At 76.0% G+C, this 13182-nt stretch carries 10 protein-coding genes and 1 pseudogene; 6 read left to right on the top strand and 5 right to left on the bottom strand.

What is annotated here, in order from left to right; all coding sequences use genetic code 11:
- Positions 1 to 6 precede the first annotated feature (6 nt).
- On the bottom strand, positions 7 to 432 hold the full coding sequence (locus MUU72_RS07295) for an STAS domain-containing protein (protein WP_282503781.1): 426 nt from the start codon (positions 430 to 432) through the stop codon (positions 7 to 9).
- A 542-nt stretch (positions 433 to 974) separates the two neighbouring features.
- Between MUU72_RS07295 and MUU72_RS07290 the strand changes: the two genes are divergently transcribed.
- Together MUU72_RS07290 and MUU72_RS07285 are read left to right on the top strand one after the other, a co-directional pair.
- The gene (locus tag MUU72_RS07290) at positions 975 to 1637 is read left to right on the top strand and encodes an RNA polymerase sigma factor (protein WP_248012307.1); all 663 of its coding nucleotides are present in this window, start codon (positions 975 to 977) and stop codon (positions 1635 to 1637) included.
- Positions 1634 to 2909, top strand: a pseudogene (locus tag MUU72_RS07285) (zf-HC2 domain-containing protein). The gene MUU72_RS07290 and the pseudogene MUU72_RS07285 overlap by 4 nt, the downstream one beginning before the upstream one ends.
- 72 nt (positions 2910 to 2981) lie before the next feature.
- Here the strand turns inward: MUU72_RS07285 and purU are convergent.
- Positions 2982 to 3872: a formyltetrahydrofolate deformylase gene (gene purU, locus MUU72_RS07280; protein ID WP_248012306.1), complete on the bottom strand. Its 891-nt coding sequence runs from the start codon at positions 3870 to 3872 to the stop codon at positions 2982 to 2984.
- A gap of 58 nt (positions 3873 to 3930) precedes the next feature.
- Entirely contained in the window at positions 3931 to 4389 is a 459-nt protein-coding gene (locus tag MUU72_RS07275; protein ID WP_248012466.1) for an SCO4402 family protein, read from the bottom strand.
- 171 nt (positions 4390 to 4560) lie between these two features.
- Here MUU72_RS07275 and MUU72_RS07270 point away from each other — a divergent pair, with 171 nt between their 5' ends.
- Positions 4561 to 5913: an ABC transporter substrate-binding protein gene (locus MUU72_RS07270; protein WP_248012305.1), complete on the top strand. Its 1353-nt coding sequence runs from the start codon at positions 4561 to 4563 to the stop codon at positions 5911 to 5913.
- A 37-nt stretch (positions 5914 to 5950) separates the two neighbouring features.
- Here MUU72_RS07270 and MUU72_RS07265 read toward each other — a convergent pair whose 3' ends face one another.
- Both MUU72_RS07265 and MUU72_RS07260 read right to left on the bottom strand, forming a co-directional pair.
- Positions 5951 to 7696 (bottom strand): hypothetical protein, encoded by a 1746-nt coding sequence (locus tag MUU72_RS07265; protein WP_248012304.1) that lies wholly within the window; start codon positions 7694 to 7696, stop codon positions 5951 to 5953.
- A gap of 259 nt (positions 7697 to 7955) precedes the next feature.
- A complete protein-coding gene (locus tag MUU72_RS07260; protein WP_248012303.1) occupies positions 7956 to 9347 on the bottom strand; it encodes an NsdA family TPR-like regulatory protein in 1392 nt (463 codons plus the stop codon).
- A 472-nt stretch (positions 9348 to 9819) separates the two neighbouring features.
- Here MUU72_RS07260 and MUU72_RS07255 point away from each other — a divergent pair, with 472 nt between their 5' ends.
- The 3 genes from MUU72_RS07255 (at position 9820) to MUU72_RS07245 (ending at position 13042) form a co-directional block, all read left to right on the top strand.
- The gene (locus MUU72_RS07255) at positions 9820 to 10491 is read left to right on the top strand and encodes a bifunctional DNA primase/polymerase (protein WP_248012302.1); all 672 of its coding nucleotides are present in this window, start codon (positions 9820 to 9822) and stop codon (positions 10489 to 10491) included.
- A 110-nt stretch (positions 10492 to 10601) separates the two neighbouring features.
- A complete protein-coding gene (locus tag MUU72_RS07250; RefSeq protein WP_248012465.1) occupies positions 10602 to 11423 on the top strand; it encodes an ABC transporter ATP-binding protein in 822 nt (273 codons plus the stop codon).
- Complete coding sequence (locus MUU72_RS07245; RefSeq protein ID WP_248012301.1) at positions 11420 to 13042, top strand: transporter; 1623 nt, start codon at positions 11420 to 11422, stop codon at positions 13040 to 13042. Before MUU72_RS07250 ends, MUU72_RS07245 begins: the two co-directional genes overlap by 4 nt.
- Positions 13043 to 13182: the final 140 nt, after the last annotated feature.

Genomic DNA, 13182 nt, shown 5'->3' with positions numbered 1-13182 from the left:
GCCGGTTCAGGCCGAGAGCGGGGCCGCCGCCTCGTCCACGGCGGTGGACAGGTCGGGGTAGACCTCGAAGAGCCGGCGGACTCCGAGGGCGGCCAGGACGCGGTTGACGTGGGAGCCGTCGACGGCCCCCTGGGCGGGCAGGATCAGCCGCAGCCGGCCCTGGCAGGAGCGCATCAGCCGGCGGGCGGCGATCAGCACGCCCACCCCGCTGGAGTCGCAGAACCGCACGCCGGACAGGTCCAGCACCACGGAGCGCCGGCCCTCGGCCACCGCGTCGTGCACGTGCTGGCGGACCGCCGGCGATGTGACCAGGTCCATCTCGCCGGAGACCTGGAGTACGGCCCAGGGGCCCTTTTCGTCCTCTGCCACCTTCAACGACACGCGCTCGAAGCCTTTCGCTCGCTTGCGGACCGGATGTGTCCCGACGGTCATCCGGAGCCCACCCTTCCCCGGCTCGACTGCCCGGCCCGTCCCCCCTGAAACGCTTCTGCGGTTCCGCGGCGCCGGCAGGCCGTGCCCCCCAAGGCTATGCCCAGCGGGCGGCGGGTTTTCGCCCGCAACCGGTCACACCCGCGTAACACATGGCCCGATCCGGGCGGGAACGGTCGGCCCCGCTCGACTTCGATCGCGCGCTCCGGCGGCTCCCCCACCCGTCCGCGCCGCGCCCTTACCATCCGGGGCGCCCGCCGGTCCGGCTTTGCCGCAAAGGCGCCTGCGCTGTCACACCGGCGCACTACTCTCGGTCGCGGTGGTCCGTCCGCCGCCCGGCGCGGGCCGGCGGGCCGCCGGATCGGGTGACGCACCGGCGATCGTGAGCGGAGGGGTGAGCACGGGTACGACAGTGGTCGAAAGTGACGGCGCGGGGCCCGGTTCCACCGCGGGCCCCGCACACGGGCGCCGGACCGCGGGGGCGGTCCCGGCGCGGCGCCGGCCGGGGTGTGGGCACGGCCGCGACGGGCAGGGATGGGGGTCCCATGGCACATGACGCACCACCGCGCTGGGACAGGCGGATGCAGCAGCGGCTCGCCCGCGGCGAAGCGGCCGCGCTCGGCGAGCTCTACGACCGTTTCGCCTCCCTGGTGCACAGCCTCGCCTACCGCGTCCTGGCGGACGAGGACGCCGCCGACCGCATCACCCGCGAGGTCTTCGGCTACGTCTGGGAGCACCCGGACACCTACGACCCCAAGCAGGGTTCGCTGCGCTCCTGGGTGGCCGGGATCACCCGCCACCAGGCCGTCCAGCGGCTGCGCCGGACCGGGGCCGCGGCGGCGCCCGGCGACGGCGGGGGCGGGGCGGCGCCCGCCGAGGCGGAGCGGGAGCTGGAGCGGCGGATCCACGAGGCGTCCACCGCGGCCCGCGCCGACTACATCGTCACGTCCATGCCCGCCCCGCTGCGGGAGGCCCTGGAGCTGGCGTACTTCCAGCGCCGGGACTACCGCCAGACCGCCGCCGACCTCGGCGTCACCGAGGACGAGGCGCGGCGCCGGCTCCGCCTGGGCCTCCAGCTGCTGTCCACCGCCCACAACCACCAGGCCCTGCCGGCCGTCCCGATGCGCCGCGGCACCGCCCGGGGCCCGCAGACCACGCGCCCGCCGCACCCCTCCCCGCCCGGTACGGGCCAGGGGCGGTCGCGGTGAGGGGCCCGGACGAGTGGGACGGCCGCGAGCGGCCCGGCGGCCCCGGTGAGCGGCCCCGGATACCGTCCCCGCGCCCCGCGGCGGAGGACCGCGGCCCGCTGCCCGACCTCCCGCCCGTCCCCCGCCGGACGCCCGCTCCGGACCCGGCCCCGCCCCCCGCCGGCCGCCCCGTCCCACAAGGTCCTCAAGTCGCTGCTGGGCGCCTGGGCGCTGGCCGCCTGCTCCGCGGAGGAGACGGCCGCCGTCGAGGCGCATCTGACCGACTGCGCCCCCTGCGCCGACGAGGCGCTGCGACTGCGCGACGCGGTGGCGCTGCTGCACCCCGCCGACAGCCTCGACCTCAATCCACTGCTGCGGTCCCGGGTCCTGGAGGGCTGCCTGGGCCGCCGCCCGGCCCGGATCCCGGTCCCGGAGTGGGCGACGCCCTACGACGCGGAGGCCGCCAAGCTGGACGCCCTGCTGCGCGACATGGGCGAGGCGGAGTGGCGGGCGCCGGTGCGGCTGCGCTGGTTCGACGGCCGGGAGCCGGTCGAGCGCGGCACCACCGTCGCCGGGGTGATCGGGCACCTGCTGGCGGTGGACGGGATGGCCGCGACGGCCCTCGGGCTGCCCGATCCGCTGGGCCCCGCCGCACCGGAGCGCCCGGGCCCGCGCCGCCGCACCGAGGCGTACTGGCGCGCCCTGGGCGAGGACCCGGACCCGCGGGCGCCGCACGGGCCGTGGCGCGACCAGAGCCAGGCACTGACCAGAACGGCCTCGTTCGCGGGCGGCGGCGTCGCCGAACTCCCGGTCCCCTACGGGAAGTTCAGCCTCACCCTGCGGGACGCGTTCCTGGACCGGGCCTTCGAGACCTGGGTGCACGCCGGGGACATCGCCGAGGCGGTGGACTACCCGTACAAACCACCGGGCTCCGGCCATCTGCATCTGCTGGTCGACCTCGCGGCCCGGCTGCTGCCCGCCGCGCTCGCCCAGCGGCGGCGGGCCGGACTGGCCGCACCGCCGCGGCGGCTGGTCGCCGCGGGCGCCCCGGGCCGCTCGCTCCACCTGGAGGTCGAGGGCAACGGCGGCGGCGACTGGTACATAGCCCTGGACTCCCCCGGCGCGGTCGGCTCACCGGAGTGCGCGGTCGCCCACATCGCCCTGGACAGCGACGAGTTCTGCCAGCTGGCGGCCGGGCACATCGCGCCGGAGGAGGCCGCGGCGGGACAGGACGGCGAGCGCGAGGCGATCCGCGAGGTGCTGTTCGCGACGGCGGCGCTGTCCCGCCTGTGAGGCGCCGCCGGTCCGTCCCGGCCGCCCTGGCGGCCGGCCGGGGCGGACCTCAGGTGAAGACCACCGCGGACCTCAGGCGAAGACCACCGTGCGGGTGCCGTTGAGCAGCACCCGGCGCTCGCTGTGCCACTTCACGGCCCGCGCCAGCGCCTGGCACTCGACGTCCCGGCCGATCGCCACGAGCTGGTCCGGGGTGACCTCATGGCCGACCCGCTCGACCTCCTGCTCGATGATCGGGCCCTCGTCGAGGTCGGCGGTGACGTAGTGCGCGGTCGCGCCGATCAGCTTCACACCCCGGGCGTGCGCCTGGTGGTAGGGCCGGGCGCCCTTGAAGCTGGGGAGGAAGGAGTGGTGGATGTTGATGACCCGGCCGGCCAGCGCCTTGCACAGGTCGTCGGAGAGCACCTGCATGTAGCGGGCGAGCACCACCAGCTCGACCCGCTCCTTCTCCACCAGCTCCAGCAGCTGGGCCTCGGCCTGTGCCTTGGTGTCCTTGGTCACCGGGATGTGGTGGAACGGGATCCCGTAGGAGCCGACCAGCTCGGCGAAGTCGGTGTGGTTGGAGACGACGGCGGCGATCTCGACCGGCAGCGCGCCGATCCGGGAGCGGAAGAGCAGGTCGTTCAGGCAGTGCCCGAACTTGGACACCATCAGGACGATCCGCATCTTCTCGTCGGCCCGGTGGATCTGCCAGTCCATGCCGAACGAGTCGCCCACCGCCGCGAAGCTGGCGCGCAGCTTCGCCACGTCCACCGGCGCGTCCGCGCTGAAGTGGACCCGCATGAAGAACAGCCCGGTGTCCCGGTCGCCGTACTGCTGGCTGTCCTCGATGTTGCAGCCGGTGATGAAGAGATAGCTGGACACGGCGTGCACGATGCCCTGCTTGTCCGGGCAGGACAGGGTGAGGACGTACTGGTCGTTCCGGTCGTGCTGGCCGGACTGGGTGGGCTGCGACTCGCTCATGACCTCATAGGGTCGCACATCCGCCGGGCCGGCCGGACCCGGGCGGGGCGGGCACCGCTCACGCCGGGGCGCGCAGGGCGCCGGTCAGCGCCGCCAGCGCGTCCAGGGAGTGCGGTGCGGTATCCGGGTCGTCACCGTCCGCGGCCGCCAGCTGGACGTGCGCCTCCCGGGCGGCCCGGACGGCGTCGGGCCAGTTGGGGTGCTCCAGGTAGGCGGCGACCGGGGCGTCCGCCCCCACCTGGTGCATGATCCGCAGCACCCGCAGGACGGCGGCGTCCACCAGCTGCGCCTCCCGCTCGTCGCGGAAGATCGTGCCGATGTACTTGTCGGCGGACCAGTTGTCCAGCCAGGTGTCCTCGACGAGGCGGTACACGGCGTCGGTCACGTCTCCGTAGCCGGGGCGGCCGGCCAGCCAGGTGTGCTGCTGGAAGAGCGGGTCGGAGAGCATGTGCAGCGCGGAGCGCACATTGCTGCGCCAGCGCCACCACGGCATGTCAGTGAGCGGCATACCGCCCATGGTGGTCGAGCGGCGGCCGCGACGGGAAGACTTCTCCGAACCTTGCACAGCATGCGATCGTACGTTCCTCCCGATTGCGCGCAATCGGCCCCCCGGAGTTCACCCCGGCGTCACCATCCGTTGACCGGCCGTCACTCGGCCGTTCCGGGGGGCGCGGAAGGCTGCGGGGCCATGACCGGACGGCGACGCCCCTCCCCCCGCCCCTCCCCGCACGGCCCCGCCGCCGCGGTGGCGTGCACGGCGGTCATCGCGTCGCTGCTGTCCGGCTGCGGCTCCCTCCCCGGGGCGCGATCCGGGGAGCGGGAGCCGGTCACGGTGATGACCTGGGCGCCCGAGGGCACCCGGACGACCAACATGCCGGGGATGCCGGCCATGGCGCAGGCGTACGCGCGCTGGGTCAACTCCCGCGGCGGGATCGCCGGCCACCCCCTGAAGGTCCTCACCTGCAACGAGCACGACGACTCGGTGGAGGCCACCGGCTGCGCCCAGCGTGCGGTGGACGCCGGGGCGGTCGCGGTGGTCGGCTCGTACAGCCGGTGGGGACGGGCGTTCATGTCGCCGCTGGAGGTGGCGGGGATCCCGTACATCGGCGGGTACGGCGCCTCCGCCGAGGAGTTCGCCAGCCCGCTGTCGTACCCGGTCAACGGCGGCCAGGCGGCCCTGCTGGCCGGGAACGGCCGCCAGTTGGCGGGCGACTGCCGGCGGGTGGCGCTGGTCCGCCCGGACACCGTCCAGGGCGACCAGATGCCCGGCCTGATCGACGCCGGGCTCGGCAGCGGACCGCAGGGAGCCGGGGGCCGGCGGGCCGCCGCGGACATCAAGGCGCCCGACGACGGCACCGACTACTCGGCGCAGGTGGCCGCCGCGCTGAAGGCGGTGGGCGCGCCCCCGGCCGCCCCTGGGACCGCCGCGGCCACCGGGACGGCACCCGGCGCCTGTCTGAACGCCTCGCTCGGCGACCACACCGACACCTTCTTCGACTCCTTCCGGCGCCTCCAGGAGGACAGCCCGAAGGTGCGCATCGGGTCGGTGCTGGGCAGCGTCGACCAGGCGCTGGTGGACCGCACCGGCGGCGCCTCGGGGCCGCTGGAGGGCGCGGACATCACCGGCTGGTACCCGGCCGCGGGCGACCCGCGCTGGCGGCCGATGCGCGAGGTGATCACCCAGGAGGCGTTCGGCGACAACCGCGTCGACCCGGCCGACCAGGGCGTGCAGACGACCTGGATCGCCTACACGGTGCTCGCCGCGGTGATCCGGCAGCTCGACGCGGAGGGCGTACGGGACGTCACCGCGCACGCCCTCCAGACCGCCCTGGACCGCGGCGAGCGGGCCATCGACACCGGCGGGCTGACGCCGAAGCTGCGCTGGCGCGACGACGACATGCTGGCGGTCGCCGACTTCCCGCGCATCGTCAACGCGGACGTGACGTACCAGGTGGTCAGGGACGGCGAACTGGTCGCCGCCCAGGAGGGGTTCGTGGACGTCACCAGGACGCTGGAGCAGCGGCGCACCGACGACCTGTGACGCCGGTGCGCCCGGGCGGCCCCGACCGCCGCGCGGCTCAGAGCTGTTCGGGCTGGTGCGCGCGCAGGCCGTACTTCTTGGCGATCGGGTTCCACAGGCCGGCGGCTTCCTTCTTGGCCTCGGTGGCCGCGCCGCTGGCCGCGTTCCCCTGGGCGGGCTCCTTGCCCCCCTTGGCGTGGCCCTTGTCGCAGCCGCCCTTGCCGGCCGTCTTGTCGGCCCAGGCCGCGTAGTGGTTGTCGGCGGCCGCCGAGGACTGCCACGCCTTGGTCAGCGCGGCGGTCAGCCGGGCGCTGTCCGGGAGCTTGTCGACGGGGAGCTGCCGGAGCCGCTTGATCAGGTCGTTGCGCTGCCCCGCGGCGGACCGCAGGTCGCCGGCCGCGCCGTCGAGGTTGGTGCAGGTCTTGATGTTCTGCACGGCGCCGATCACCGCGGAGCGGCTGTTGTTGCTGTCGGCGAGCAGCGCGTCCAGCCCCTTGGCCTGGGCGGCGGCCGGGTCGTCGGCGGGCTGGGCGGAGGTGTCGTCCTTCGCCGACGCGGCCGGCGCGGCACCGGGGTCCTTCTTCGGGGCGGGTTCGTCGCCACCGCCGCCGCTGAGCGCCCAGCCGACGCCGAGGCCGACGCCGGCCAGCGCCACCACGGCGATGCCGACGACCGCGGCCGCCGGAAGCCTGCGCCGCCCGCCGCCGCTCTCCTCGTAGGCGGCGTGGTCGTCGCGCCCGCCACCGGGGGCGAACGGGCCGCCGGGGGCGGCCGGCCGGCCGTACGGGGGGTGGGCCGGTTCGTCGAAGCGGGGCAGCTGGGCGGTGGCGTCGGCCGCCGGGGCGGCCCCGGGGGTGGCCGGGCCGTCCCGGAACAGGCCGTCGAACTCGGCGGGCGTGGGCCGGTCGTCGGGCGCACCGGGCCGGATGCCGAACGGCGCACCGGGCGGCGGGGCGGGCACCCCGGGGCCGCCGGCGCCCGTGGCCCCGCCGACCGGCGGGATCAGCTGGGTGGCCTCGGAGCCGTCCGTGGCGCCGGGCATCGGCGCGGCCTGCGGGGCGCCCTGGTGCGGCTTGACGGCGCGCAGCATCTGGGTGGCCTGATCGCGCGGCTCCGGGGCGGCACCCGGGGCGCCGCCGCCGACGGGCGGCAGGAGGGTGGTCGCGTCGCCGTCGCCCGCGGCGGGCGGCAGCGGCGCGCCGGTCTGCGGGGTCGCGCGGACCAGTTCACCGGAGGGCGCCGCGGGCGGGGCGCCGTACGGGGCGTGCTGCGGCGCCGGGGTCCCGGGGGCGCCGGGGGCGTGGCCCGGCCGGGGCTGCGCGCCCAGGGGCAGCACGGTGGTCGCCTCGGAGTCGTTCGCGGCGGGCGGCAGCTGCGCACCCGGCTGCGGCGCCGGTCCGGGCTGCTGGTGGTGGGGCTGCTGGTGCTGTTGCTGCTGGGGAGCCTGCGGGGGCATCGGGGGCGCCGCGGCCGGCATCGGCGGCATCGGCTGCTGCCCCTGGGGCGGGTAGCCCTGCTGCGGCGGCATCGGCTGCTGCGGGGCGGCGGCGGGCGGCGGGAGCGGCGCGGACGGGTGCGGGGCGGCCGGGTGGCCCGGTGCCGGGGTCCCGCCGTACGGCTGCGGGCCGGGGGCGGCGCCGGGCTGCCCGGGGCCCCAGGGCTGGCCCCACGGCTGGCCGGCGGGCGGGGCGGCCTGCTGGTCGGGCGCCCATGCGTCACCGCCGCCGGAGGGCAGGACTATGCCCTCCCTGGCCGGGCCGGCCGCAGAATTCTGCGGGTCGTGACCCTGTCCGCTCTGCGTCACCGGGACTCCTACCATCGTGCAGACCTACGGAATCGTCGGCTGCACGCTACCGGTTCGCAGCAACGTTCGACCATGTGTCCTGGTCACCACCGGGGTCGGCGGCCGGCCGCGCCACCGGTGCCGCCGGCCGCGCGGCGGGCGGGCCCGGGGCCCGGCCCGCCCCGGCGGCACACGGCCGAACGCCCGTCGGCCGGGCCCTCCTTCCGTCCCTCCCCGGGCCCCCGTCACCACCGTCCCGCTCCGCTCCTTGAGGCATTGCTCACGCCGCGGCGCGCAGCTCCATCCGTGCGCTGAATTCCCTTACGACGGGTTCGTCCCGGTACGGCTCCAGTCGTTGGCGGAAGTCCTCCAGGTATTCCGCGCCGCGGTCCGACCGCAACCCGCTCAGCAGCTCGACGGCCTGGGTGCCCGTATGGCAGGCCAGCTCGATCTCGCGCTGCTGCACCTGGGCGCCGGCCAGCAGGGCCAGCCCGATGGCGCGGCGGCGCGCCCGCCCCTCCGGATGGCCGTCCAGCGCCTCCCGGGCGCGCTGCGCGGCCGGTCCCGGCTGGCCCAGGTCCCGGTGGCAGTGGGCGAGTTCGTCGGCGAGGTAGGCCGGGTCGAAGTGGGCGATCCAGGCGGGGTCGTCGCCCGCGTCGGCGGCCGCCTCGGCGCGCTCCATCGCCGAGACCGCCCGGCCGGCGACCGCCTGGAAGGCCCGGGCGTCGCCCAGCAGGGCGTGGCCGCGCGCCTCCGCGGCGAAGAACATCGCCTCCGCCCGGGGCGTGACCTGCCCGCGCGCACCCTCCTGGGCGGCCCGGGCGAGCTGGGCGATCTCGCGTGGATTGCCCAGCGAGGCGGCCAGGTGGCTCATCCCGGCGGCCAGGACGTAGCCGCCGTAGCCGCGGTCGCCGGACGCCTGCGCCAGCCGCAGCGCCTGGATGTAGTAGCGCTGCGCCAGGCCCGGCTGCCCGGTGTCCACGGCCATGTAGCCGCCCAGTTCCGTCAACCGCGCGACGGCGGCGAAGAGTTCCCGCCCCACCGCCTCACGGTAGGACCCGGCCAGCAGCCCGGAGACGACGCTGTTGAGGTAGTGGACGACGACGGGCCGGACGTGGCCGGAGCCGAAGCGGTGGTCCAGTTCGCTGAGCGCCGAGGTCATGGCCCGTACGGCGGCGACGTCCGACATGCCCACCCGGGCACCGGCGTTGCGCGACACCTGGGAGTCCGCCCCGGTGATCAGCCAGTCGCGGCTGGGCTCCACCAGCGCGGAGGCGGCGACCGTGGACCCGCTGAGGAAGTCCCGCCGCCCGACGTCACTGCGCCACAGCTCGCAGACCTGCTCGATGGCGCCCAGGACGGTGGGCGAGAACTGGAGCCCCACCCCGGACGCGAGGTTCTTCCCGTCGGCCATCCCGATCTCGTCGATGGTGACCGTGCGGCCCAGTTTGCGGCCCAGCGCCTCCGCGATGACGGCCGGGGCGCGGCCCCGGGGCTGCTGCCCGCGCAGCCAGCGGGCCACGGAGGTCTTGTCGTAGCGCAGGTCGAGGCCGTGCTCCGCCCCGCACATGTTGACGCGGCGGGCGAGCCCGGCGTTGGAGCAGCCGGCTTCCTGGATGAGCGCCTGCAACCGCTCATTGGGCTGGCGCGCGACGAGTGGCCTGGCGGCCATGGTGGGTACCCCCTACTGCTGCTGCGCGTTCACCGCGAACGCCGTCCCCGCGATCAATTCCCCGTACATATCCCGGATATCCGAGAAATCCGGGATATGCGCGGTATCCACCGGGAGTTGCGCTTCGCAGCGGATGCCCGGGGTGCGCGCGAGGTGCGCGGTGCCCGTGCGTCGTCGTGCGGGGCGCGGTCTCCCGGTGGTCCGCGCGCGGACGGGCTGGTCCGCGCGGGAGGGAGGGCGAGCGGTGTCCGTGCACCGGTCACGGCGCCGCGGCGCATGCTCCCCAGGCGCCCCGCGGTCGTCCGCCGGGCGGTCTCTCCGCCCGTCACGCAGGTGGCTACCCGCTCCCCGGGTCCCCTCCGCACACGCGCCCCCACCGGTGCATCCATGCGCCCCGCGCAGGGGAACGATGCGCCGGGGGTCGTCACCCATTCGGCCGTAACCCTTGGTGACAGCCGGAGTTGTCCTGGGCGTGGAAGACACCATCGGAGTCACAGGAGCCACGCGGGTCCCCCAGCAGCGCGGCGAGCAGCTGCTCGACACAGCGGTGCGTTACGCCGAGGAGCGCCACTGGGAGGTGTTCCCCGGCGCGTGGCTGGAGCACGACGGGGACACGCCGCGCTGCTCGTGCCGCGCCCTCAACTGCCCGCTGCCGGGCGCCCATCCGACCGCGCCCGGCTGGGCCGGACTGGCCAGCGGCAGCGCCACCGCGGTCCGCCGGATGTGGAGCACACAGCCGCGGGCGTCGATCCTGCTGCCGACGGGCCGGACGTTCGAGGCGCTCGACGTGCCCGAGACGGCCGGCTTCCTGGCGCTGGCCCGGATGGAGCGGCTGGGCGCGGCCCTCGGCCCGGTGACCCGCACCCCGGACCGCCGGATGCTCTTCCTCGTCCTGCCCGGCGCCGCCGCGAAGGTCCCGGACCTGGTCCGCGCCCTCGGCTGGGCCCCGGCCGCGATGGACCTGGTCTGCCGCGGCGAGGGCGAGTACATCGCCGCGCCGCCGACCCGGGTGGGCCCGCACGGCGCCGTGCAGTGGGTCCGCCGCCCCACCGCCAGCAACCGCTGGCTGCCGGACGCCGAGGAGTTGCTCAGCCCGCTCGCGTACGCCTGCGCCCGCGACGCGGCGGCGCTCCGCGGCCACTGACGCGCCCCCGCGGGGGGTTTGTCAGGACCCGCCCTTATCGTGTAGCGCGACGGGGGTCACGACCGGACCCCTGCGGGGACGTCGAAGGGCAGGCCGTGGCCGGCGAACGGATAGCGAAGCACGAGCAGGGCGGGGCGGCCGCCCCGGACGGCACCGGGGGCCGCCCGCCCGCGGTACGCATCGAGGGCCTGTGGAAGCGGTTCGGCGAGCAGACCGCCGTCCACGGCATCGATCTGACGCTGCCCGCCGGGCACTTCATCGGCCTGGTCGGGCCCAACGGCGCCGGCAAGACCACCACGCTCTCCATGGTGACGGGCCTGCTGCGGCCGGACTCCGGCGTGGTCGAGATCGGCGGGCACGACGTCTGGCGGGACCCGGTGGGGGTCAAGTCCCGGATCGGGGTGCTGCCCGAGGGCCTGCGCCTCTTCGAGCGCCTCTCCGGGCGCGAACTCCTCGGCTACACGGGCCGGTTGCGCGGCCTCCCGGGCGACGAGGTGGACAAGCGGGCCGACCAGCTGCTGGACGTCCTGGACCTCTCCGGCTCCCAGCACAAGCTCGTCGTGGACTACTCCACCGGCATGCGCAAGAAGATCGGGCTGGCCGCCGCGCTGCTGCACAACCCCGAGGTCCTCTTCCTCGACGAGCCCTTCGAGGGCGTCGACCCGGTCTCCGTGCAGACCATCCGCGGCGTCCTGGAGCGCTACACCTCCTCCGGCGCCACCGTGATCTTCTCCAGCCATGTGATGGAGCTGGTGGAGTCGCTGTGCGACTGGGTCGCGGTGATGGCCGCCGGCCGGATCCGCGCGCAGGGGCCGCTGGCCGAGGTGCGCGGCGCCGCGCCCTCGCTCCAGAAGGCGTTCCTCGAACTCGTCGGCGCCGGCGCGCGCGGTGCCGGGCAGAACCTCGACTGGCTGGGCGGCGGCGCCCGATGAGCACCGAGCCCACCACCGCCGCGGCCCCGTCGCCGGTCGCCGTCTTCGTCCGGCTCAAGCTCACGCTGATGCGCAACGGACTGCGCCGGTCCCCGGGGCGCGCGGCGGCCTTCGTCATCTCGCTGCTGGCCGGCCTGCTGGTCGCCGCCCTGGCCCTGATCGGCCTGGTGGCGCTGCGCGGCGTCCCGCACGCCGGGGCGCTGGCCGTCCTCCTCACCGGCATCCTGACCCTGGGCTGGGCGGTGATGCCGCTGTTCTTCCCCTCCGGCGACGAGACCCTGGACCCCACCCGGCTGGTGATGCTGCCGCTGCGGCCGCGCCCGCTGACCGGTGCGCTGCTGGTGACGGCCCTGGTCGGGGTCGGTCCGATCGTCACGCTCGCCCTGGCCACCGGCTCGGTGATCGCGGTCGCCGACGGGACCGCCGCGGCGGTCGTCGCCGTCCCGGCCGTGGCCCTGGTGGTGCTGGTCTGCGTCGTCCTGGCCCGCGCCGTGGCCGCCGCCTCGGTGCGGCTGCTGACCAGCCGCCGGGGCCGCGATCTGGCCGTGCTGGGCGGCCTGCTGGTGGCGCTCGGCGGCCAGGGCGTCAGCATCGCCGCGCAGCGGCTGGGCCGCCCGGACGGCCTGTCCGTCCTGGAACCGCTCGCCAAGGTGCTCCGCTGGGTGCCGCCGGCCTCCGCGATCGGCGCGGTCGACGACGCCGGGCACGGCGCCTACGGGCGCGCCGCGCTCGGCCTGGGGCTGGCGGTGCTGGCCCTGGTGCTGCTCCTGTGGTGGTGGCGGCGCACCCTGACGGTCCTGATGACCGCGCCGGACTCCTCCACCCTCCAGGCCGTCGAGAAGGGCAGCGGCCGCCGGGCCGGCGGCGCCGAGCGGGGGCTCGCCCGGCTGCTGCCCGGCGGGCGCACCGGCACGGTCATGCTGCGGTCGCTGCGCTACGCCTGGCGCGACCCGAAGGCGAAGATGTCCTGGGCGATGGCGCTCGGCCTGGGCCTCCTCATCCCCGTCGTCTCCTCCCTCCAGGGCAACGGCACCATCTACACCGCCTTCTCGGCGTCCGCGCTGCTCGGCATGCAGATGTACAACCAGTTCGGGCAGGACACCTCGGCGTTCTGGATGGTGGCCTCGACGATCGCCACCCCGCGGGACGCCTACGCGGAGCTGCGGGCGCGGGCGCTGGCCCTGGTGCTGGTGGCGTTCCCGTACGTCACGCTGGTCGTGGTCGGCGCCGCCGCGTTCATCGGCCCGTGGTCGCGCTTCCTGGAGGTCTACGGCCTGTCGCTGGGCCTGCTGGGGGCGCTGCTGGCCACGGGGGCGATGGGCTCGGCGCTGTTCCCGTACTCCATCCCGTCGGAGGGCCGGCAGAGCGTGGCGCCCGGTCAGGCGGCGATCGCCTGGATCAGCCTGTTCGGCGGCTTCCTGGTCGCCGCGGTGCTGACCTCGCCGCTGGTGGCCGTGGTGGTCTGGCTCCATGTCGCGGGGCTGACCGGCCTGTTGTGGGTGCTGGTGCCGGCCGGCGCGCTGTACGGGCTGGGTATCGCGGCCCTCGGGCTGCGGGTGGCGGCGCCGCGGGTGGCCCGGCGGCTGCCGGAGATCCTGGTGGCGGTCAGCAAGGGCTGAGCCGGCGGGCCCCCGGCACCCCCGGGGGCCCGTCCCGCTGCCCCGACGCCCCAGCTCACCGGCTTTGCCGGGACGTTATCCACAGGCTTCCCCGCCCGCCGCGCGCGGGCGGTAGCGTCATCGCGACGCGTCGAACGACG

Origin of the sequence: Streptomyces rhizoryzae, assembly GCF_023155275.1 — a bacterium.
Taxonomy (GTDB): Bacteria; Actinomycetota; Actinomycetes; order Streptomycetales; family Streptomycetaceae; genus Streptomyces; species Streptomyces rhizoryzae.
The sequence above is the reverse complement of the archived record's forward strand: the minus strand, read 5'-3'. Positions and strand labels throughout refer to the sequence as shown.